The organism is Wohlfahrtiimonas sp. XWW7, from assembly GCF_056716055.1.
Genome location: NZ_CP168032.1, coordinates 796100 through 817373 on the forward strand (window position 1 = coordinate 796100; position 21274 = coordinate 817373).

General features: G+C 38.7%; 20 protein-coding genes and 3 tRNA genes. 16 read left to right on the forward strand and 7 right to left on the reverse strand.

Annotation, left to right across the window (positions count from 1 at the left end):
• Nucleotides 1–6 precede the first annotated feature (6 nt).
• From ACA100_RS03835 to mrcB, 3 genes are all read right to left on the reverse strand, one after another.
• Nucleotides 7–2709, reverse strand: a complete 2703-nt coding sequence (locus tag ACA100_RS03835) for an Rne/Rng family ribonuclease (RefSeq protein ID WP_481078679.1) — start codon at nt 2707–2709, stop codon at nt 7–9.
• A gap of 252 nt (nt 2710–2961) precedes the next feature.
• Nucleotides 2962–3651: a tetratricopeptide repeat protein gene (locus ACA100_RS03840; protein ID WP_481078680.1), complete on the reverse strand. Its 690-nt coding sequence runs from the start codon at nt 3649–3651 to the stop codon at nt 2962–2964.
• A gap of 117 nt (nt 3652–3768) precedes the next feature.
• On the reverse strand, nt 3769–6084 hold the full coding sequence (mrcB, locus tag ACA100_RS03845) for a penicillin-binding protein 1B (RefSeq protein ID WP_481078681.1): 2316 nt from the start codon (nt 6082–6084) through the stop codon (nt 3769–3771).
• A gap of 206 nt (nt 6085–6290) precedes the next feature.
• Between mrcB and ACA100_RS03850 the strand changes: the two genes are divergently transcribed.
• The 13 genes from ACA100_RS03850 (at nt 6291) to ACA100_RS03910 (ending at nt 14897) form a co-directional block, all read left to right on the forward strand.
• Nucleotides 6291–7124: a transporter associated domain-containing protein gene (locus ACA100_RS03850; protein ID WP_481078682.1), complete on the forward strand. Its 834-nt coding sequence runs from the start codon at nt 6291–6293 to the stop codon at nt 7122–7124.
• Between the two features lie 57 nt (nt 7125–7181).
• Nucleotides 7182–7258 (forward strand) — tRNA-Asn (locus ACA100_RS03855).
• Between the two features lie 135 nt (nt 7259–7393).
• Nucleotides 7394–7792: a tol-pal system-associated acyl-CoA thioesterase gene (ybgC, locus tag ACA100_RS03860; RefSeq protein ID WP_481078683.1), complete on the forward strand. Its 399-nt coding sequence runs from the start codon at nt 7394–7396 to the stop codon at nt 7790–7792.
• Nucleotides 7793–7800: 8 nt separating this feature from the next.
• Nucleotides 7801–8508 carry a protein TolQ gene (tolQ, locus tag ACA100_RS03865; protein WP_481078684.1) on the forward strand — a complete coding sequence of 236 codons (708 nt, stop codon included), beginning with the start codon at nt 7801–7803 and terminating at the stop codon, nt 8506–8508.
• Nucleotides 8508–8939, forward strand: a complete 432-nt coding sequence (locus ACA100_RS03870) for an ExbD/TolR family protein (RefSeq protein WP_481078685.1) — start codon at nt 8508–8510, stop codon at nt 8937–8939. Before tolQ ends, ACA100_RS03870 begins: the two co-directional genes overlap by 1 nt.
• A 114-nt stretch (nt 8940–9053) precedes the next feature.
• On the forward strand, nt 9054–9995 hold the full coding sequence (locus ACA100_RS03875) for a TonB C-terminal domain-containing protein (RefSeq protein ID WP_481078686.1): 942 nt from the start codon (nt 9054–9056) through the stop codon (nt 9993–9995).
• A 121-nt stretch (nt 9996–10116) separates the two neighbouring features.
• Nucleotides 10117–11559, forward strand: a complete 1443-nt coding sequence (locus ACA100_RS03880) for an efflux transporter outer membrane subunit (protein ID WP_481078687.1) — start codon at nt 10117–10119, stop codon at nt 11557–11559.
• Nucleotides 11560–11606: 47 nt separating this feature from the next.
• Nucleotides 11607–11683 (forward strand) — tRNA-Pro (locus ACA100_RS03885).
• Nucleotides 11684–11743: 60 nt separating this feature from the next.
• Entirely contained in the window at nt 11744–11962 is a 219-nt protein-coding gene (gene infA, locus ACA100_RS03890) for a translation initiation factor IF-1 (protein ID WP_077925738.1), read from the forward strand.
• Between the two features lie 115 nt (nt 11963–12077).
• Nucleotides 12078–12794 carry a ribonuclease PH gene (gene rph / locus ACA100_RS03895; RefSeq protein ID WP_481078688.1) on the forward strand — a complete coding sequence of 239 codons (717 nt, stop codon included), beginning with the start codon at nt 12078–12080 and terminating at the stop codon, nt 12792–12794.
• Between the two features lie 2 nt (nt 12795–12796).
• On the forward strand, nt 12797–13507 hold the full coding sequence (gene sfsA, locus ACA100_RS03900; RefSeq protein WP_481078689.1) for a DNA/RNA nuclease SfsA: 711 nt from the start codon (nt 12797–12799) through the stop codon (nt 13505–13507).
• 46 nt (nt 13508–13553) lie between these two features.
• Nucleotides 13554–14165: a hypothetical protein gene (locus tag ACA100_RS03905; RefSeq protein WP_481078690.1), complete on the forward strand. Its 612-nt coding sequence runs from the start codon at nt 13554–13556 to the stop codon at nt 14163–14165.
• Nucleotides 14166–14279: 114 nt separating this feature from the next.
• Nucleotides 14280–14897, forward strand: coding sequence for a lysogenization protein HflD (locus ACA100_RS03910; RefSeq protein ID WP_481078691.1), 618 nt, complete (start codon nt 14280–14282; stop codon nt 14895–14897).
• 2 nt (nt 14898–14899) lie between these two features.
• On the opposite strand, the gene ACA100_RS03915 is transcribed toward ACA100_RS03910, so the two are convergent.
• The gene (locus tag ACA100_RS03915; RefSeq protein ID WP_481078692.1) at nt 14900–15853 is read right to left on the reverse strand and encodes a KamA family radical SAM protein; all 954 of its coding nucleotides are present in this window, start codon (nt 15851–15853) and stop codon (nt 14900–14902) included.
• A 39-nt stretch (nt 15854–15892) separates the two neighbouring features.
• Between ACA100_RS03915 and miaA the strand changes: the two genes are divergently transcribed.
• Nucleotides 15893–16831, forward strand: coding sequence for a tRNA (adenosine(37)-N6)-dimethylallyltransferase MiaA (miaA, locus tag ACA100_RS03920; protein WP_481078693.1), 939 nt, complete (start codon nt 15893–15895; stop codon nt 16829–16831).
• On the opposite strand, the gene ACA100_RS03925 is transcribed toward miaA, so the two are convergent.
• The gene (locus tag ACA100_RS03925; protein ID WP_481078694.1) at nt 16798–17742 is read right to left on the reverse strand and encodes a TAXI family TRAP transporter solute-binding subunit; all 945 of its coding nucleotides are present in this window, start codon (nt 17740–17742) and stop codon (nt 16798–16800) included. The genes miaA and ACA100_RS03925 overlap by 34 nt on opposite strands.
• Before the next feature lie 237 nt (nt 17743–17979).
• Nucleotides 17980–18056 (reverse strand) — tRNA-Asn (locus ACA100_RS03930).
• Nucleotides 18057–18175: 119 nt separating this feature from the next.
• Here ACA100_RS03930 and ACA100_RS03935 point away from each other — a divergent pair.
• A complete protein-coding gene (locus ACA100_RS03935; protein ID WP_481078695.1) occupies nt 18176–18709 on the forward strand; it encodes a pilin in 534 nt (177 codons plus the stop codon).
• A gap of 161 nt (nt 18710–18870) precedes the next feature.
• Nucleotides 18871–20493, forward strand: a complete 1623-nt coding sequence (locus ACA100_RS03940; protein ID WP_481078696.1) for an AbgT family transporter — start codon at nt 18871–18873, stop codon at nt 20491–20493.
• A gap of 72 nt (nt 20494–20565) precedes the next feature.
• Here the strand turns inward: ACA100_RS03940 and ACA100_RS03945 are convergent, their stop codons facing one another.
• Complete coding sequence (locus ACA100_RS03945) at nt 20566–21231, reverse strand: hypothetical protein (protein ID WP_481078697.1); 666 nt, start codon at nt 21229–21231, stop codon at nt 20566–20568.
• Nucleotides 21232–21274 lie beyond the last annotated feature (43 nt).

Here is a 21274-nt window from a genome sequence, read left to right on the forward strand (position 1 = left end):
CGGAATCTATTTTTTAGGTTCTTCATCTTCGATGATGATTTTGAAGCTACGCGCTTCAGGTTCATCGGGTTCATCTTTAGTGGTGATGAATTGCGGTTTAATCACAATTTCATCTTCCACAGTAACGGTTTGTTGTGGTGCAATCACAGCCTTTTCTTTCATATCAGCTTTAGGTGTGTTCACCTTAGCATCAGTTGGACTTTGTTGAATCACAATTTCATCTGCCGCTGATGTTGGCTCTGGTTCCACTGGCGCTTGCGGTGCTGGTGTTGTTTCTACCGTTTCAACTTTCTCTGATTCAACTTTAATGGTTGCACTCTCAAGTTTTTTAGAAGATTTACTTTCAGTTTCAGATGAATGTTGAATGACTATTTCTTCTGCTTGCACAGCGGTTTCCATAGTCTGTTGAGTTTCAACGATAGATTCTGCTGGGATTGCCTGATCCTTGGCAGTAGAAAGTTCTACAGGTTTTTCTTCTGTTGCTTTTACTGCTTCGACTGCTATAGTTCCTTTTAAAACATTCATTTCTTCTTCTGAAATACGTTTACGACCTTTTCTAATTTTACGTTTACGCACCTCGCCATTAACTTCAACCTCTACGGAATCTGGTTTTGGCGTAATGTTTGTGGCTTTAACTGTGCTCTCATTTTTATGATCAGATTTTTCATTTTTCTGAGTGTTTTGAGATGCATTATTATTGCCATTGTTATTTTTGTTGCGTGAACGACGATTTCTAGATCTTGATGGTGCTTCGTTATTATTATCACGAGATTCATCATTTTGTTTATCAGAAACATTCTTACGTTCATTTTTATCTGATTTATCTGTTTTAGATACATCAGAGCGACTTTCTGAAACACGTTCAACAGTTGCAATTTCATTATGTTCTGGTGAATTTGCACGTGTCGTTACACGGCGATTATTACGACGGCGATTATTAGAGCGCTGACGTTGTTTTGGCTGTGCTTTTGTCTTTGTTTCCTCTTCTGATGGCTGAGTTTCAGCAGGTGTTAACAAAGATTTAAACCAGTTCACTAACATTGACCATAAAGATGGCGTTGGTTGTGGTTCAGCAGCTTTCACTTCTGTCACAGGTGGTGGTGTTGCTGGTACCATGTTGCTTACAACAGGGATATTTTTCTGTGGTTTTGCTGGATTATAAGCTTGATTAACAAGTTCTTCTTCCGTAGGTTTAACGGTTGTGTTGTGATCATTACTCACTTTATTGGTGAATGAAGTTTGATCTGTACGATAGCGTGTAATCTCAAAATGTGGCGTTTCTAATTCTTGATTAGGAATCATCACAACGCGAACATTTAAGCGTTTCTCAATGTCCGAAACATCTTCTCGTTTTTCATTTAATAAGAAGATCGAAACATCGACAGGTAATTGAACGATAATTTCGCCTGTACGCTCTTTTAACGCTTCTTCTTCAACCAAACGCAATACTTCTAATGCCAATGATTTGATATTACGAATTGTGCCGTGACCTGAACATCGTGGACATACAATGTGCGTTGTTTCATCTAGGGAAGGGCGCAAACGCTGACGTGACATTTCTAATAAGCCAAATCGAGAAATATGGCCTGTTTGAATGCGAGCACGATCCAATGACAATGCTTCATGGAAGGCTTTTTCCACTTGGCGTTGGTGATCCGATTCGAGCATATCGATGAAGTCGATCACGATCAAACCACCTAAGTCACGCAATTTTAATTGGCGCGCAATTTCCTCAGCAGCTTCAACATTGGTATTGAATGCTGTTTCTTCAATGTCAGCACCGCGTGTTGCACGGCCTGAGTTGATATCGATAGAAACCAAAGCTTCTGTATAATCGATCACTAACGCACCGCCTGAAGGTAATTTCACTTCACGTTGGTAAGCTGATTGAATTTGGTTCTCGATTTGATAACGTGTGAATAAAGGAATTTGATCTTCGTATAATTTAATCTTAGAGCGAATTTGTGGCATTGTTCTACTCACAAATAAGGCTGCTTCTTCATAAATTTCAGGGTTGTCAATTAAGATTTCACCAATATCATTGCGATAGTAATCACGTAATGCACGGATAATGATGTTGCTTTCTTGATAGATCAAGAACGGTGCTTTTTCTGTGGATGCTGTTTTGATTGAGCGCCAAAGCGTCATCAAATAATCCAAGTCCCATTGTAATTCTTCCGCTGTACGGCCTAAACCTGCTGTGCGAACGATTACGCCCATTTCATCAGGAATCGTTAAATGGCTCATGGCTTCACGGATGGCAACGCGTTCTTGACCCTCAATACGGCGTGAAACACCACCAGATTTTGGATTGTTTGGCATCAATACTAAATAACGACCAGCCAATGTAATCATTGTTGTTAAAGCTGCGCCTTTGTTGCCGCGCTCTTCCTTTTCAACTTGAATGATAACTTCCATGCCTTCCGTCAACGCATCTTTGATGGACGGTTTTTGCATAGATTTTGCAGCATCTGAGTAGTATTCTTTGGAAACTTCTTTAAAAGATAAAAAGCCATGACGCTCCGCACCATAGTCTACGAAACAAGCTTCTAGTGATGGTTCAATACGAGTGATGATACCTTTGTAGATATTTGCTTTTTTTTGGATATTGGTGGCATTTTCAATATCTAAATCATATAGGCGTTGACCATCTACTAAAGCGACACGCGTCTCTTCAGGTTGGCTCGCATTAATTAACATGCGTTTCATTGTGTTCTCCAGGCCCTAAATAGTGAGGAGTTGACAGAGATCACTCCTTACTTATTTTTAATACAATGTACGTTACATTTAAAATTAGTATTGGTTGTTAACGCATTGATTTGTATTAGTACTGTTATTCCTCAGTATTTATAACCAAAATTAAATTCGAAAAAAATATCATAGGATGCAAAGCAGAGCCTACTCATCAGATGATGAGTAGGAAATGATATTTGGGTGTTTTTGAGTGATCATTGATGAGACTTATTGTGCGTTCCTCATCGCTTCGTCTGAACCTGCTGTATCTCCACGAGCTTTACGCGCAGATGAGATAACACGCCAGTTTTTGTTCATGAGGTCTTGGTTACCTTTAGCAAAATCAATAGATTTTTTTGCCAATTGTTCAGACTGCTCATATTTGCCTTGATGTAGGCGGATTTGTGCAAGATCATACCAAATACTTGCATTGTTAGGTTCTAATCTTACAGCACGATTTAATGCAGTGGCAGCTCTCTCTAATTGATTAGCTTTAACCGCAGTATTTGCTTCGTCTAGTAAAGATTGTACTGCGCTTGCTTGGTTTTGTGATGCTTGATAAGTATTCGCGGCAGTATTTACTGCTGTAGAAGTATTGTCACGACCAGGAATCATTGGGGCAGTTGAAGTATTCTGTGCGAAGTTACCTTGTTGCGAGCCATTTGGAAAAGCAGGGAAGCTTGCATTGTTGTCCGCTGGAAATTCAGGTTGCCCAGAATATGCTGGGAATTGTACTTCGCCAGATTGTGCCGCAGCATTGGTATTTTGGCTCGTGCCATCATCCAATGGAATGCCATTAGGAAGTGCTGGCGTTACAGGTTGATTAGGTAAAGGACGAACTCTTGCGCCACCATCTGTGCGCGAGGTACATCCGCTAATGACGAGTAGAGCTAATATTAGAAGTGTAGTAGTTCTCACTATAGTTATTCCCGTATAACGATATGTTAAAAGTTTGGTTAGACGTAAAAGTCAGTGCCATTAATTTATCATAAAATATATAAAACGAGTAGACACATTCGCTACTCGTTTTTAGAATTATTCGAAACCTTCAAAGTTAAATGGTTCAAAGTCCTCACTGAAATTAAATTCAGTGTCAGGTGGGAAGAATTCACAATCACCAGGATAAGTAGGTTGATAACCTCGTATGAATGGTAATGTTCTGACTTTTATACCTGGGCATGCATAATTGGGTGGCGGTAAGCCTGTTGACATATTAATGCGGACATTAACAATGTCTTTTGGTGCTTTACCACTGATATCTTCCAATATTAATGGCTTCATTGCTGCTGCCCAAACTGGTAATCCACCTGTTGCACCACCGACGCGCCCCATGCGGGTATTGTCATCTTTACCTACCCAAGCAACGGCTGTGCGATCACCTGAGAAACCTGCAAACCAAGCATCATGATAATCATTGGTTGTCCCTGTCTTGCCTGCAACCTTTGTTCTAATGCCTGCACGACGAACACCGCCGCCTGTACCAGCATCGACAACATTTTGCATTGCTTTTGTGATGAGGTAATTAGGGCCAGGGTAGATCACTTGTTTAGGTTCTACTAAGTTTTGAGCCAATACAGTGCCATCTTGCTGTGTGACTTCTCGGATAGATTTCAAAGGAATGTAGTAACCATCATTTGCAAATGTTGAATATAACTGAGTGACATCAAAAACAGTCATATCCACAGCACCTAATAACGAAGAAGGCACAGAAGGATAATGGTAATCCGTAGGCAATCCTAAGCGGTACAATGTGTCTAATACATTATCAACACCGACATCTAAACCTAAGCGAATGGTTGGAATGTTGTATGATTTTGTCAATGAAGTTATTAATGGAATCCATCCATGTAATCTTCTGTCATAGTTGTTGGGCGACCATTTTTTACCGCCAGTATTCATGCTAAAAGGCGTTTGATCATCCAATAATGTTGCTAAAGAAAAACGCTGTGGTTCTTCTAAAGCGCGCAGATAGATAAAGGGTTTGATGAGTGAACCAATTTGACGTTTCGCGCTTAATGCGCGGTTAAATCCTGCTTGGCGCACTTGTCGATCACCGACTAATGCTTCTACTTCGCCAGTATTATTTTGGCTGATAATGATTGCAGCATTGATATCTTTAACGCCACGTGTTTTTTCAATCACAGGCAATGTTTCAATGACGGCTTTTTCAGCATAAGTTTGAACGATTGGATCTAAAGTCGTGAATACTTTTAAACCATCACTTGTTAATGCTTCACTTGCATAAAGTTCTTTGATTTGTTTAGTGACAAGATCAATAAATGCAGGATATTTTGTGATGCCCGATGGCGCTTTTTCTAATACATCTAAAGGTCGCTTTTTAAGCTCTTCAACTTCCTCAACAGAAATTAAATTTTGCTTTGCCATAACATCTAAGACAAGATTACGGCGCTTTAATGCTGTTTCTGGACGATTACGAGGATTATAGGCGGATGGACTTGGAATAATGCCCACTAATGTTGCAATATTATTGATACTCAGCTCATCCACAGGTTTGCCAAAGAAGAATTCACTTGCCAAGCCAAAGCCATGAATTGCACGAGAACCATCTTGACCTAAATAGATTTCATTCATATATGCTTCTAGAACATCATCTTTAGGATAACGCCAGTCGATGATTAAGGCATAAAACATCTCTTGGATTTTACGTTCATAGGTTTGTGCAGGTGTTAAGAAATAGTTCTTAACAAGTTGCTGGGTGAGTGTTGAACCACCTTGTTCTTTACGGCCAGCTTTCATATTTGCAACCATTGCACGCATGATTGCTTTAGGATTAATCCCCATATGATCGTAAAACTGGCGATCTTCCATTGCTAATAATGTATCCACCAATAATTGTGGGATTTCTTCGCGCTGTAAAAGGATACGGTCTTCATTATGCACAGGATAGATGGATGCAATGTGTAAAGGCTCAACACGGATTAAACTGATTTTTTCATCTTGTTGTGCACTTTTCAGAGCGGTAACTTTATTTTTATTGATGCTAATTTGAATTTTTTGTGCTGGCGCTAATCCATCGCTATAAGTAAATTCACGAAGATAGATTTCAATTGCATTTTCTTGTTCGCGATATGTGCCTGGCTGATTCAGCTGATTTGTTTTTTTATAGTTGAGCATTTGCAACTCTAATAACAAATCTTCTTTTTTAATAGGCTTGTCAACATAAAGTTCTAATGGACGAGCATAAACTCGTGCAGGAACTGCCCAGCTGCGATCCTCGAATTGAGTGCCGAGCTCTTGATTGGTTTTGACAAGAAAATAGAAGAAAATGGGGATCATTAAAAATGCGCCGCCCACAATCATATAGATGACTAGACGTAGGAAATAGCGCATTGCTGCGTTAATTCTTGATCCAATAGTGCGTTTTTTAAAATTAAATTTCATGGTTAAAGTATGAAGTGGTTGAATTAGTTTTGCTGAGAATAATTGCTTGCTATACTAGACTAGTTTAAAGAGAAAAGGCATTTAAAACTTTAACTTTTTAGATAGCTATGTTTAAACTTGGATAATTTTATCACTTTGAGGGAAAAATAAAAATTATGTCAGATGATCCTTCGCCGAGCCGAAAGAGTTGGTTATCTCGATTTGGATTAGAACGTAAAAACGTCACTTTAAATGATTGGAATACAGAGCTTTCACTATTGCAAAAAGAAGGGCAAATTGACCCAAGTGCAGTAGGTATGATTCGCTCGGTTCTTTCATCTCAAACTCTAACTGTTAGAGATATTATGGTGCCACGCGCGCACATGACATCGATCGCTATCGATGATCCTTTTGATGAATCTCTAGAAAAAATTATACAGTCAGGACATTCTCGAATCCCAGTTTTATCTGAAGATCATGAAGAATTTCAAGGCGTATTGTTAACAAAAGATCTATTAAAGATCATGCAAGATCCGACCATTAGCAAACTATCTTTATTGCGTTCCGTTGATTATGTGCCTGAAGGCAAATACGTCATTGCACAGTTGAATGAGTTTCGCGAACGTCATTCACACATGGCTTTGGTTGTGGATGAATATGGTGCAGTGTCAGGTTTGGTGACCATTGAAGATATCTTGGAACAAATTGTCGGTGAAATAGACGATGAGCATGATATTGCAGAGCCTGAATTAGAACCTGAAGTGCATCAAGTGGATGAGAATCATTATGTCATTGACGCTAAAATGTCTCTTGAGGAATTCAATGATCGATTTGGTACAAGTTTTGATAAAGATGAGGTTGAAACGATCAGCGGACTTGTGATGACGCAGTTTGGCTTACTTCCCAATGTTAATGAAGAAGTTGTGATTGATAATTATAAGTTCACAGTTTTACCGTATGACGGCAAAGTTTTGGAGCGATTGGAAGTAAAACCTTGTGATGATCAATAATTGATCATGTAAAAGTTTGACAATCTGTTTCTGGTGTATATAATACGAATCCTTAATTCCTCGATAGCTCAGTTGGTAGTAGCACTTGACTGTTAATCAAGGGGTCCCTGGTTCGAGCCCAGGTCGAGGAGCCAAAACAAAGAAAACCTAGCCTAGCTAGGTTTTTTTGCATTCGGAAGAAAAAATATAAGTGTTAATGCGAATTATTTACAAATCCACTGTTATAATGCCGCCATTACTTTGGCTAAATTAGATGGAATCAATCACTAATGGAAGAACAAAAGTTATCAGTATTTCGCTTGCCTATACGTGTTTATTATGAAGATACAGATGCAGGCGGCGTTGTTTATCATTCAACTTATTTAAATTTTATGGAACGAGCACGAACTGAGTGGATGTTCTCTAGAGGCATTAATTTGAATGAATACGCGAATACAGAATATAAAATGTTCGTTGTTAAAAGCATTCAAGTTGATTATAAAAAGCCTGCGCATTTGTGTGATGATTTGATTGTAGAAACAACGATTACAAAACTCACAGCAACGCGAGTCTATTTTCAGCAGTTAATTTATCGTGATGAAGAGCTATTAGTATCAGGTTTAGTGGAATTGGTATGCCTGAATACTGAAAGTCGTCGTCCTGTACCTTTACCCCCGTTATTTTCATAGGAAAAATCATGAACGCACATTCACAATTGAGTCTTTGGACGTTAGTAGTCGAAGCGAATATCATTGTGCAGATCGTAATGTTATTACTTGTATTAATGTTGATTTCTGTGAGTTTTATCGCTTGGCGCAAATGGATTTTGTTAAAGTTAGCGTTGCGTGATGCTAAAAAGTTTGAAAGTAAATTTTGGTCGGGTACTGATATTCAAGAGCTGTACAACATGGCAAGTCAGAAAAAATATACGGAAGGTATGGAGTATATTTTTGTGTCAGGTTTTCACGAATTTAATCGTTTGCGTACAACGCCTGTGTTTTCTCCAGAATTTGTGGTGGAAAATATTCGTCGTGCAATGGAAGCAAGTGCGCAGCGTGAAGAGAATACGCTACATAAATCATTGTCATGGTTGGCAACATCAGGTTCTGTTGCGCCATATTTTGGTCTATTTGGTACGGTGATTGGTGTTATGAATTCATTTGTTGCATTAGGTGCTGTGAAGCAAGTCACATTAGCGCAGGTTGCACCAGGAATTGCAGAAGCATTGATTGCGACAGCATTGGGCTTATTAGTAGCGATCCCATCAGTAATGGTTTATAACTCGTTTGTGAATACGATTCAAAAAATTTCAGATCATTACGATGTATTCATTGAAGAGTTTGCGAATATTTTGGCGCGCCAATATGGTCAAATGCAATTACAACGTCAAAATGGAGCGCAATAATGCGTCGATCACGTAGAAAAGGTGGCAAAGGCTTGCAGGCTGAGATGAACATTGTCCCTTATGTGGACGTGATGTTTGTGTTGTTGACAATCTTTATGGTTACTGCAACAACGATTCCTATCGGTGTTGAAATTAATGCTCCTGAAATGGAATCAGATAGCAGCTATGAAGAAGTTATTGATGAATATGTCATGGTTTCTGTAGATAAGGAAGGTCGTTATTTTTTAAGTGAAAGTGACGATCCAACGCAAGCTCTTACAGAAGCAGAGCTTGCTTCATCTGTGCAAAATTTAATAATGAGAAATGGAAATGTGCAAGTTTTTGTACAAGCTGATGCTGCTGCCCCATATGGTAGTTTAGTGAATATAATGGGACGTCTTGGGAAAATTACAGGTCGTAAAGTTCAATTAACCACTCCGCAGGGTGAATAAGTATCTATGGCAGATCCAAAAAGAAATCTTTTGGCAAATATAATTAGCTCTGTATTGACAGGACTATTTGTATTAATAGTGGTAATTTTTATTATCTATGAGCCCAAGCAAGTTATGAGTTTTGTTGGTCTTCCTGGTTTGGTTGCTGATAAAAAAGTTGAAAGAGATATGCCAGATTTTATTCAGCCAGTAATCGCGAATGAACTTAATTCAGTTGCTGAGCATGTAGTGGCAAAATCTGAGCCAACTAGTGAAGATTATGACTTCAAGAAATTTGCATTTAGAGATAAGCTTGAGGAAAAAAGACTTGAAGAAGAAAGGAAGGTTGCGGAGATAAAACGTATTGCAGAAGAGAAGCGTATAGCAGAAGAGAAACGCAAGGCTGATGAAAAGCGTAAAGCAGAAGAAAGACGTATAGCGGAAGAAAAACGCAAGGCTGATGAAAAACGTAAAGCAGAAGAGAAACGTATAGCGGAAGAGAAAAAGAAAAAAGAGGAAGAGGCTCGTCAGAAGAAATTAGCTGAAGAGAAAAAAGAGAAACAAAAGCAAGAAGAGATTCAAAAACAGAAAGAAGCTGCGGAAGCTGCGGAAGCGGCGGAAAAGAAACGTATTGCAGATAAGAAAGCAGCTGAGGAAAAACTCAAAGCAGAAGAGGCGAAAAAAGCTGCGGCAGCAAAAGCCAAGGCTGAAGCCGATGCTAAGGCAAAAGCACAGGCGGCTGAAAATGATAGAATTGCAAATGCATATCTAGGTAATGCAAGCTTTGTGGGTGCATTACAGCAAGCGCTTTATGATAATTGGGTAACTGGCGCAGAAATGATAGGCTATACAGCAACAGTAGTATTTTATGTTGATCAACAAGGAAATATTACTAAAATAGATGATAAGAAATCTAAATATAGTGGTTTTCAGCCTTTTGATGATTCTGTTAAAGCTGCTGTGATGCGCACAAAACGCATTAAAATGCCAGATAATAAGCATGCAGTGAATAAATTAGTAAAAGAAGGTGTCGCTGTAACATTTGATCCAACAGATTATGGTTTTGAAAATTATTGACAACAAGGTTGTCAATTTAATGTAAACTAGCTGTTTTATTTTTAGGCTCATTGTTATAATTTTGGGCTTGAAAATTTAGCAGCGAATTGGTTTAAATTTTAACTTTGGAGTTAAAAACTTTATGAAAAAATTACCTCTTTATGTGGTATTGACGGCGGTATTAAGCGCTTGTTCAATGGCGCCTGATTACCAGCGTCCACCTTTACCAGTAGAAAATAGTTTTCCAGGCGAGCCAGCTAAGGTTGCTAATTTAAAAGTTAAAGCTTCTGAGATTGGATGGAAGCAATACTTCAAAGATCCTCGTTTGCAAGAATACATTACAGCAGCATTGAATAATAATCGTGATTTAAGAATTGCGATGCTGAATGTTGAACAAGCGCGTTTAGCGTATGGCATCACGATCAGTGATCGTTTACCAGGCATTAATGCGCAAGGCGGTTATTCGCATTCTCGTCAGGCAACTAATCCAATGACAGGGCAGCCAAATTATTCTAAAGGCTATCAAGTTGGTGGTGGAATTTCTGCATTTGAATTAGATTTCTTTGGTAAATTCGCTTCTTTAAGTGATTCTGCACAAAATAAATATCTTGCAAGTGTAGAAGGGCAGAAAAGTGCTCATATTGCATTAGTTGCGCAGGTTGCACGTAGTTATATTCAATTAAGAACAGCGGAAGAACAACTCAATTTAGCGCGCATTACAACACGTACTTATAATGATTCTTATCAGTTAGTTAAACAGCAAGTGGAAGCTGGTATTGCGAATGATCTAGATCTAGCACAAGCAGAAGCTCAGTTGTATTCGTCTAAAGTTGCAGTGGCAACAGCAGAAAGGGCGGTGATTCAGTTAAATAATGCGTTGGATTTGGTTGTGGGTAAAGCGATCAAGCCAAGCTCAAAAGGCTATGCAATTAGTAGCCAGAAGATTTTAGGAAAATTACCAGCGGGCTTACCTTCAGAAGTATTGCTAGCTCATCCAGATGTCATGGCTGCAGAATACTTGTTAATGTCTTCTAATGCAGATATTGGTGCGGCACGTGCAGCATTCTTCCCAAGTATTTCATTGACATCAACAGTGGGTTCAATCTCAACAGATTTCTCTGATTTATTCAAAGGGCCAACGCAAACTTGGAACTTTGCACCTTCGATTTCTATTCCAATTTTCAACTGGGGTAAAATCAAGTCTAACTATGATTTAACGCAAGTGCGTAAAGAATCGAGCATCGCTTCATATGAAAAAGCAATTCAGACAGCATTTATGAATGTTGCAAATGGTTTGCAGTCTGAAAAACCATTGCAAAGACAATTAGGCGCACAGATCAAGTTGGTATCAACTACGCGTGAAAGTTTGCGTTTAGCCCAGTTGCTATATGATAACGGTATTGCTAGTTATTTGAACGTATTGGATGCACAGCGCTCACATTTCCAAGCGAGAACAGGGCTGTTGAGTACTTATCAAGAGAAAATTATGAATGGTATTTCTCTTTATACTGCATTGGGTGGTGGCTTGTATGAAGACACTGTAAATACGCCAGTTAAAGCGCCAATGTTCGAAGAAGCAAAGTAGCTCTCGATTGCAAAACTGTATAGAAACTGTATAATACTCGCTCGAAACGGGGTATGGCGCAGTCTGGTAGCGCACTTGCATGGGGTGCAAGGGGTCGTAGGTTCAAATCCTGCTATCCCGACCAAATTTAGCCTTAAGATCATCTTAAGGCTTTTTTCATTGAAATCTTTATGAATGGGAAATTATGTCTAAAGAAGATCATATTGAAATGGAAGGAACGGTTATTGAAACGCTTCCATATACAACATTTAAAGTAGAATTAGAGAACGGTCACGTTGTGACAGCTCACTTGTCAGGTAAAATGCGTAAAAACTTTATTCGTATTTTGACTGGCGATAAAGTACGTGTTGAATTGACACCATACGATTTAAGTAAAGCACGTATCGTTTTCCGTGGTCGTTAATTTTTTAACACCATAGATTCAATCATTTAAAAGATTAGCTGAGTCAGCATCACTTTTGCCATAATAATTTATAATATGGCTAGTCTTTCTTCGTCTTGAAAATAAAGGATATTTAATGCGTCCATCTGAACGTGCATTTGATGAAATGCGTAAAATCGAATTCATTCCTCATTATACAAAACATGCAGAAGGTTCAGTTTTAGCGTGCTTTGGTGAAACCAAGGTCTTGTGTACAGTTTCATTTGAGAATCGAGTACCTTCATTTATGCGCGGTGAAGGCCGTGGCTGGATCACAGCGGAATATGGTATGTTACCACGCTCGACACATTCAAGAATGCAACGTGAAGCAGCAAAAGGTAAGCAATCTGGTCGTACGCAAGAGATTCAGCGTTTAATCGGCCGTTCATTGCGTGCTGCTGTGAACTTAGAAAAATTAGGTGAAAATACTTTAACGATTGACTGTGATGTTATCCAAGCAGATGGTGGTACACGCACAACAGCAATTTCAGGCAGCTTTTTGGCATTGCAAATAGCCATTGATAAATTGATGAAAGAAGGTGTTTTGACTGAAAACCCAATTATCTCTAACATTGCTGCGATCTCTGTTGGTATTCACAAAGGCAATGTGATTGCTGATTTGGAGTACATTGAAGATTCTGAAGCAGAAACAGACATGAATGTTGTGATGAATGCAGAAGGTCGCTTTATTGAGATTCAAGCAACAGCTGAAGAAGCTGCGTTCTCTGAAGAAGAGTTTTCACAAATGTTAAAATTTGCGAAAAACAGCATTTATCAAATCATCGAAAAACAGAAAGAGTGCTTTAATCAGTAATTATGGAATTCAAAACCCCTTTACAGAAAGCAACCCTCATTAAGCGCTATAAGCGCTTTTTGGCTGATATAGTCACAGAAAATGGTGATGAAATTACGATTCACTGTGCCAATACTGGCTCTATGATGAATTGCATGGTGCCAAACGGCGAGATTTGGTACGAGCCATCTTCTGATCCCGCGCGCAAAACAAAAGGTAGTTGGACATTGTCCGCAACACCACAAGGCCGTTTAGCATGCATCAATACGCACTTGGCGAATACTTTGGTGGAGGAAGCATTACGTGATGGTGTGATTGCGGAATTAGCAGGTTTCACAAAATTAAAGCGAGAAGTGAAATATGGCGAGGAGAATTCTAAAATAGATTTCTATTTGGAATATGAGAATCGTACAGTTTACTTGGAAGTTAAAAGTGTAACTTTAGGTTTTGACGATACTGATATAGCAGCATTTCCAGATGCAGTGACAACGCGGGGCGCTAAGCATTTACGTGAATTGTCGAATGTGCAAGCGGATAATATTGAAGCTTATATCTTATATTGTGTGAACTTATCTGGCATTGAAGGAGTTCGCATTGCCAGTGAAATTGATTCTGCTTATGCTGTTGCATTTGAAGAGGCGATTACTAATGGTGTTAAGCCGCTGGTTTATGGCGTGACTATTTCCGACGAAGCGATAAAAATTACACATACATTGCCTTTTATTCATAATTGAATATGATGTTTTGATGAGTTGTCATGATAATAATGAGGAGTGCCCGATGAAAAAGAAAAATGTGCAAAAAGCGTTGAAAGGATTGGGTGCTTGTTATGAGATCAGTCATGATGCAGTTTGCCGTGCTTTGTCAGAAGAATCTCCTAAGTTATTAGAAATTTATGGCGCAGATAATCCTGTAGGATCTTTTGTATTTTTCAGTGATAAGGGCATTCGTTTTGTTCCATCACCAGATAATAGTGCTGTTTTTATTAGAATGGCTCAGCCAAATTTTCAGCAAAAGCTGACGGAAATGTTGGATATTATTCTTAAAAAAGTTCCTGAATATCTGATGGCAGAGGGTTTAGAGCGCCAAAGCTATGAACAAAACATGGCGAATTTGAAAGAAATCTATTTAGCATTAATGATTGATATTGAGGCATTGCGCACTGAAGAAGGTGCGATGATTGCAGGTGTTGAAAATCGTTATGCAAGCCAAGCGATTAAAGAGGCCGCAAGTTTTGTGGGTGTCTTGAGTGATGAATATGGCATTACAAGACAAGCGGTTGCTTATAGTGATGTTGGTGCGCTCAAATTAGAATTGGTTTCACGTGAAGAAGTTGGTTTAACAACCTCTAGCGCTGATCTATCCGCCAAGCCAAGTGAAACGATTCATTAGTTAATTAATTCTGCTTCCACTGTAAAAATTGCCGTTGCATTGGTAACGGATTTTTTATTTGTCTATGCCATAATGTATGGTATTAATCATTGATGAAATTTTTTTAGGTAGTGTATGACAAATGATTTAAGAGGACAAACAATTGCATTGGCAGGCGTGATGCAATGTGCAATTTTGGTGGATCGTTTTGCAAAATTACAGGAATATTCTGAAAAAGATGCAAAAGGCTTAGTGAATAGTATTTTTGCCACAGATCCTGAAAATATTACAGATGTTTATGACGGGCTTCAGAACTTGGCTTTAGGGTTGACGGCTTTATCCAGTACAAATAGTTTATCTAAAGAAACTGTGTACTATTTTACCGCGATGCTGAAATTGCAAAAGCGCCTGCTAAATAATCCATCATATTTGAATATTATGGGTAGTGGTATTGATAATATCAGTGGGCGCTTGGTGCATTTTCCTATGATGCACGATAACATTCAAATGGCATTGGCAGATCTCTATACGCAAACCATCAGTAAATTAACACCACGCATTTACGTGAAAGGTACTGATCAATCTTTCTTATCAAGCGAGCGCAATGCATCGATGATTCGTACATTGCTCTTGGCGGGCGTTCGTTCAGGTATTTTGTGGCACCAATGCGGTGGTACAACATTTAAGCGTATTGTCCACTATCAAAAGATTGCTAGTGAAGCCCGTGCTTTATTGAATCAGATTTTGGCGTAATTTTAAAAGAGCGGTTTTTTGCCGTGAGGAATCTCTTGAATCAAAACAGGCACACAAATGCCAGATAGCTTCAAGCGTAACTCACGGATTAACGCAACTGCTTTCTCTTCTTCCACGCGGAAATGGCTCGTACCGCGTGCAAAATCCAATTGATGTAAATAATAAGGTTTAATGCTAACAGCAATGAATCTACGCATGAGATTTGCAAGCGTTTCAAAATCATCATTAATACCTTGAAGCATCACAGATTGAGAAATCAGCATAATGCCATTTCTCTGTAATTGCTTCATGGTCACAGCAACTTCATCGGTTAATTCATTGGCATGATTGGCGTGAATTACAATCGTGATGGTTTTGCCTTTATCTTGAATGGCACTGAATAATGCTAATAAATCTTCCGTAATCATTTCAGGTGAAACGACGGGAATTCTAGTATGAATGCGGATATTTTGAATGTGCTCAATATCAGCTAAGCGATGCAGAATATCCGTTAATCGATTCACAGAAAGAATGAGTGGATCACCGCCCGTTAAAATGATTTCCCACAATTCAGGATGTGTTTCAATGTAGTGAAATGCATCGTTGAGCTCATCTTTACTGAGTGATTCGCCATATTGACCAATCATCTCTTTACGAAAGCAGAAGCGGCAATATACAGCGCATAATTGCGTCACTTTCAATAAAGCGCGATCTTGATAACGATGCACAATGCCAGTTACGGGCGTATAAGGAATGTCGCCAATTGGGTCGCCCACTTCATCATCCAAAATAATTGATTCATGTATGGAAGGGATGAATTGTTGATAAATTGGATCTTTTTCATTATTTTTTAATGCGGCTTGCATCGCGGGTGAAACTCTAATCTGAAAATGCTCGGCAACGGAAGATAATTCTTCTGTATTGTGGATAATTTTTGCATTGTGTAAATCTTTAAGAGTTGTCCAGTAACGAGCCATGAGAGATAATAGAGCCAATTGATAATCAAAGTGAGTATTATGCCAAATTTTCCAGTTATTTTCTTGATGGGACCGACAGCATCGGGCAAAACGGATACTGCGCTCTATTTAGCAGATCATTTCCCGTGTCATTTAATTTCATGTGATTCCGCGCTGATTTATCGTGATATGGATATCGGTACGGCAAAGCCAAGTAAAGAGATACTCACAAGTTATCCACATGCACTTGTGGATATCTTGTCACCAATGGAAAGATATTCTGCGGAGCAATTTAGGCAAGATGCTCGCGCAGAGATAGAAAAAGCGCGCGCATTAGGTAAAATGCCTGTGATTGTGGGTGGTACATTTTTATATATGAAATCTCTGATTGAAGGGATTTCACCGATTCCAGAAGTGAAACCTGAAATTAGAGAAGCGGTGATTGCTCGCCATCACACTGAAGGTATTGAGCCTTTATATCGTGAGCTACAGCAGCTTGATCCGATCAGTGCTGAGCGATTAGCACCAGCGGATACTCAGCGCATTCTACGTGCGCTAGAAGTAGTGTTAAGTTCAGGGCAAACATTGAATGATTTCTGGAAAATGCCATCGAAAGAAGCTTTGGAATATCCCTATCTGAAATTTGCATTAACATACCAAGATATTCAGCGCGCCAATAATGCTATGGCAAAACGCTTTCATCAAATGATTGATGATGGCTTTATTGCAGAAGTAGAGCAGCTGAAAGCAAAATACCCTGAATTAAATGGTGATTATCCATCACAGCGCGCTGTAGGTTATCGCCAAATTTGGGATTATTTGGATGGGTTGATGACAAAAGATGAAGCAATAGAACGAGCCATTATTGCAACGCGCCAATATGCTAAAAGACAGCGTACATGGTTGCGCAGCGAAACCAATGTACTGCCGATGAGTGTTGAATCTCCAGATTTCTGTTTAGAGATTTATAACGCGATAGAGTCTGCGGTTACGGCTTGATCGACGCGTAAAGCATCGATCAATGCTTGGCCTTCGTCGTGTAGTTTAATGGGATTAATGTCATATGTCTCTAATATGGATTCCCTCGTGATATTGGTGCGCATTGTGGTTAGATCAATTTCATCTTTGATGTGTTCTAAGCTGGCTAAAATATTGGTGGCAACCTTCTTTTGCGGGTTGATGACTAAAAATACACGTGAACGTAATGTTTTTATATCTTCATCGACGCGCCAAAACATCTCTTTAGGAATGGTTGCAGGATAAAGTCCTAAACTGCTTTTCATTACCTTTTGAATTTGACGTTCTGTGAATGATCGAATTTGACCATTACAGCTTGTGGTTAATTCGCGTGCTAAAGGGCTAGAAGGATTAGACATGATCATGATGCCATCGATGCCAAAGCTGCAAAATAGATCCGATAGCTGCTCTCTTGTATTGACAATGGGGAAATAAATCTCATTTTCTTGTAATCCAAGTGCGCGGCTTAAAGGTTTTGCGCGGTGTTCTTTGGTTGCCCAATCTGTGACACCAATTGTACGATCACGAAATCCTTGTACTGATTCTATGGAGATATCATGATTGCCAATGAGTAATAAATATTGTTGATATAGCGGGGCGATAATCAGTGGCTGGGATCGTTTTTTTTGATTAGCGATGAGAATCTCTTCGGGCATTAATGCGACTTGGATTTCATTATTCATGAGTTGATCCCACATCACTTCAGCTTCTACATACTCTGATTTACAATGATTGTTAGGATGATCCGCTTCAAAGCCAAAACACACCATATTTGTGGCTTCTTTGGTGATATTTAGAGTATCACTGTAGCCTACTTTAATGTTGCGAATATTTTCGCTGTGAGCCGTATAAAAGCTACTGAATAAAAGAATGAAAGTGATGAAATATTTCATAATGATCACAGGTTGATTAGGAGATAAATGTGAGGAGGTGCTTATAATATTTTGCAGCATCTTTAAATAGTTTTGGGTAATACAGTGCGCTGCCGATGATTAATATAGGTGTTTGGTTTGTAGAACCAGTTTGAAGGTAATGCAGTTTGTATCCATTGATGGTGATTGATTGCATATAAATGATACCTTGCTATATTTTGGGCAAAAAAAAACCTAGCTATGCTAGGCTTGAAAACTTGGCTCCTCGACCTGGGCTCGAACCAGGGACCCCTTGATTAACAGTCAAGTGCTACTACCAACTGAGCTATCGAGGAATTAAGGATTGGCATTATATATGTTGAGGAAAGTTTGTCAAACATTTTTTTGAAAATTTTATTATCCTATTCCGCATCTGTTGATATAACAGCAATTTAGAAGAGAAAATAGGGTAAAAATGTTACAGAAGGGATTTACATTAATTGAATTGATGATCGTGGTTGCCATCATAGGCATCTTATCTATATTTGCGTTGCTAGCTTATCAAGACTATACAAAGCGCACGTATGTTGCGGAAGGTGTATCTATAGCTAGCATGGCAAAAGCGGCGATTGTTGAATATTACTCAACGACGGGCACATGGCCATCTAATAATGCTGATATAGGTTTAGGACAAGCCAGTACAATTACAGGGCAGGCAGTATCTGGCGTAGGATTGCGTTTAGGTGCAGATGGCACAACTAAAAGTTCCAGTGCAAATGTCACCAATATTGTGATCTATTTTAACGATAAAGTTTATGCAGGTTCTGTTGTGCCGAACGAAACAGCGAATCAATCAATGACTGTTGGCACTGATCAGGCTATTTTGGCATTAGCACCCAAAGATGCAAATCCTACAGGATCCATTCAGTGGAGCTGTGTGCAAGCACAATTGATTCGGGATCAATGGTTATCAAGTGGTTGTCGAGCTGATAATCCTACCAGAAATTAATGCATATTTTAAAATCATTAATTGAATGATATAAATGAATTTATTTTGATTTTTGTTTTATGTAACTCAAATATAAATACATTATGAGTTCAATAAAGAGGATAAATATGTAGCTTTTTAGTAAGATTAGAGAGTTATTTAAAAAATAAAGGATGTATAACATGAGTGAACAGCCGCAAGTGAATGATCAATCAAAAGGATTGATCAATAAATTCCTGAACGGAATCGAATGGGTTGGTAACAAATTACCAGCGCCAGCATTACTATTTTTCTATTCAATGTTGTTGATCATGGTGATTTCTTGGCCATTATCATATATGGATTTTTCTTTTACATTGACCAATTCTAGTGGTGAATCAGTTGTACAAACAGAGAAAGTTTATAACTTGTTGTCTGGCGAGAAATTATTATATTTTTTAACTGATTTTGTACGCATATTTGTAACATTTGCGCCGTTGGGCGTTGTTGTTGTTGGTATGTTGGGGATTGGCATTGCTGAGCGTACAGGTTATGTGAATGTTGCACTACAAAAATTATTGAACATTACACCTAAAAAATTATTAACACCGATGGTTCTATTTGTTGCAATGTTGAGCCATTTTGCGGCAGATGCTGGTTACATTGTAGTGATTCCAATTGGTGGTATTTTATTTTATGCCGCAGGTCGTCATCCTGTGGCTGGTATTGCAGCCGCATTTGCAGGTGTTTCAGCGGGGTTCTCTGCGAACATGATTCCAGCAACGAATGATATTTTATTGCAAGGTATCACTCAATCCGCTGCACGCATCGTGGATCCAGAGTATACAGTGAATGTATTATCTAACTGGGCATTTGGTAGTGCTTCAGTGTTTTTCTTAATGGCAGTGGGCTGGTTTGTGACAGATAAAATCGTTGAACCACGTTTACAGCGCGTAAAAATTGATGATGATGCTCAGATCGAAGGTAGTCATGGTACTGATACAGATGCATCAGGTCAAGTTGTAAGGCAAGCGGCGGGAGAACACAAAGCGGTAACGGCGAAAGAAAGTCGTGCTTTTTGGATTTCATCATTTGTAATGATGGCAGTGTTGGCCGTATTTGTTGTGTGGGCATATCCAACAGACTCATTATTAAGACACGAAGGTTCATTAACAAGCGCGGGCGCACCATTGATGAAATCGATCGTTGCAATCATTTTCATCACATTTATCATTCCTGGTATTGTGTATGGCTTTTTAGTGGGCTATTACAAAAAAGCGGATGATATTATTACGTCATTAACAGAAAATATGCGTGACATGAGTAGTTTCTTAATCATGATGTTTTTCTGTGCGTTCTTTATCGAAGCATTTTCACAATCAGGGTTGGGCCGCTTGATCGCATTAGCAGGTGCGGAAACATTACAAGGCTTGAATGTTGGACCAAAAACAACAGTTGTATTGGCTATTCTTTTCATCGCAAGCATTAACTTATTCATTGGTTCTGCATCTGCAAAATGGGTATTGTTATCTCCAATTTTAGTACCGATGTTGATGCACTTAGGGATTGCGCCTGAATTAACGCAAGCTGCTTATCGTGTGGGTGATTCAACGACGAATATTATCTCACCATTGATGACATACTTTGCATTGGTTGTGGTTTACTGTCAGCGTTATGTGAAATCTACAGGGATTGGTACTCTGATTTCTATTATGATTCCTTACACAATCGCATTCTTAATTTCATGGATTATCTTCTTATTGATCTGGTGGGGTTTAGGTTTGCCATTAGGTATTGAAGGACATTATTACTATACACCATCATAATAATGCTAACTATATAGAGTGATCATTAAAGTTAAAGCCATTTTTGTTATCAAAAATGGCTTTTTTTGTAGGTTATTGATGTTTTACAGTGGCTTTTCTGAGTGTGAGTTCATAGCGCGTACCTTTATCATAATAAACGATTACAGAAGGCACAAAATGCTGTGCAGTTGCTAAGCCTATTTCTAATCGGCGATCACCTTCGCCACCTTTAAAATAAATGGAGTTCTCTTTTTTGCCATTGATGCGATGCTCAATAGATTGAGACTGTTTCAATTCAGGCAGTTGATAAATTCTTTTGCCATCAGTTGTTTGTGTATTTTTATTGGGTAAACCTTGATTCATGCTCATTTGCCAAGCAACAGAAAATAAATCTTGTGTATTTTGAATCAGCTTATCTTCTGTGCGCTTTGGCAATTTACCGTATGTAATGGTGTTTTTATTGTAATCAATGAGTGCAGAAGAATAAGCTTTACCACTTCTGTAAACAGTGTATTCCGTTGGCATTAATTGATTGTTTTGAATTTTACCTTTAATGCTGAATTGCATTTTGTTAAATGGGATCGCAACAGTTGTATCAATGGCATAATCGCTGTTGTTATGAGTGAATTTCATTGTGGCTGGAATGCCGTAAGGACCAGTGTAATTTAACGTGACTTCATTGGGTAGTTCAAGTGCATAACTGCTTTGCACTGCATATAAAGACGATAAAAGTGACGCTAGAATGAGTTTTCTCTTCATATTTGTTCCACGATTAAAAACGAGTTTTTATCATATAACACTT

Excerpts from the sequence above, each read along its gene's own strand:
- ACA100_RS03835 (WP_481078679.1), bottom strand. The coding sequence starts at position 2,709 with ATGAAACGCATGTTAATTAATGCGAGCCAACCTGAAGAGACGCGTGTC.
- mrcB (WP_481078681.1), bottom strand. The coding sequence starts at position 6,084 with ATGCGCTATTTCCTACGTCTAGTCATCTATATGATTGTGGGCGGCGCA.
- ACA100_RS03850 (WP_481078682.1), top strand. The coding sequence starts at position 6,291 with ATGTCAGATGATCCTTCGCCGAGCCGAAAGAGTTGGTTATCTCGATTT.
- ybgC (WP_481078683.1), top strand. The coding sequence starts at position 7,394 with ATGGAAGAACAAAAGTTATCAGTATTTCGCTTGCCTATACGTGTTTAT.
- tolQ (WP_481078684.1), top strand. The coding sequence starts at position 7,801 with ATGAACGCACATTCACAATTGAGTCTTTGGACGTTAGTAGTCGAAGCG.
- ACA100_RS03870 (WP_481078685.1), top strand. The coding sequence starts at position 8,508 with ATGCGTCGATCACGTAGAAAAGGTGGCAAAGGCTTGCAGGCTGAGATG.
- ACA100_RS03875 (WP_481078686.1), top strand. The coding sequence starts at position 9,054 with ATGAGTTTTGTTGGTCTTCCTGGTTTGGTTGCTGATAAAAAAGTTGAA.
- ACA100_RS03880 (WP_481078687.1), top strand. The coding sequence starts at position 10,117 with ATGAAAAAATTACCTCTTTATGTGGTATTGACGGCGGTATTAAGCGCT.
- infA (WP_077925738.1), top strand. The coding sequence starts at position 11,744 with ATGTCTAAAGAAGATCATATTGAAATGGAAGGAACGGTTATTGAAACG.
- rph (WP_481078688.1), top strand. The coding sequence starts at position 12,078 with ATGCGTCCATCTGAACGTGCATTTGATGAAATGCGTAAAATCGAATTC.
- sfsA (WP_481078689.1), top strand. The coding sequence starts at position 12,797 with ATGGAATTCAAAACCCCTTTACAGAAAGCAACCCTCATTAAGCGCTAT.
- ACA100_RS03905 (WP_481078690.1), top strand. The coding sequence starts at position 13,554 with ATGAAAAAGAAAAATGTGCAAAAAGCGTTGAAAGGATTGGGTGCTTGT.
- ACA100_RS03910 (WP_481078691.1), top strand. The coding sequence starts at position 14,280 with ATGACAAATGATTTAAGAGGACAAACAATTGCATTGGCAGGCGTGATG.
- ACA100_RS03915 (WP_481078692.1), bottom strand. The coding sequence starts at position 15,853 with ATGGCTCGTTACTGGACAACTCTTAAAGATTTACACAATGCAAAAATT.
- miaA (WP_481078693.1), top strand. The coding sequence starts at position 15,893 with ATGCCAAATTTTCCAGTTATTTTCTTGATGGGACCGACAGCATCGGGC.
- ACA100_RS03925 (WP_481078694.1), bottom strand. The coding sequence starts at position 17,742 with ATGAAATATTTCATCACTTTCATTCTTTTATTCAGTAGCTTTTATACG.
- ACA100_RS03935 (WP_481078695.1), top strand. The coding sequence starts at position 18,176 with ATGTTACAGAAGGGATTTACATTAATTGAATTGATGATCGTGGTTGCC.
- ACA100_RS03940 (WP_481078696.1), top strand. The coding sequence starts at position 18,871 with ATGAGTGAACAGCCGCAAGTGAATGATCAATCAAAAGGATTGATCAAT.
- ACA100_RS03945 (WP_481078697.1), bottom strand. The coding sequence starts at position 21,231 with ATGAAGAGAAAACTCATTCTAGCGTCACTTTTATCGTCTTTATATGCA.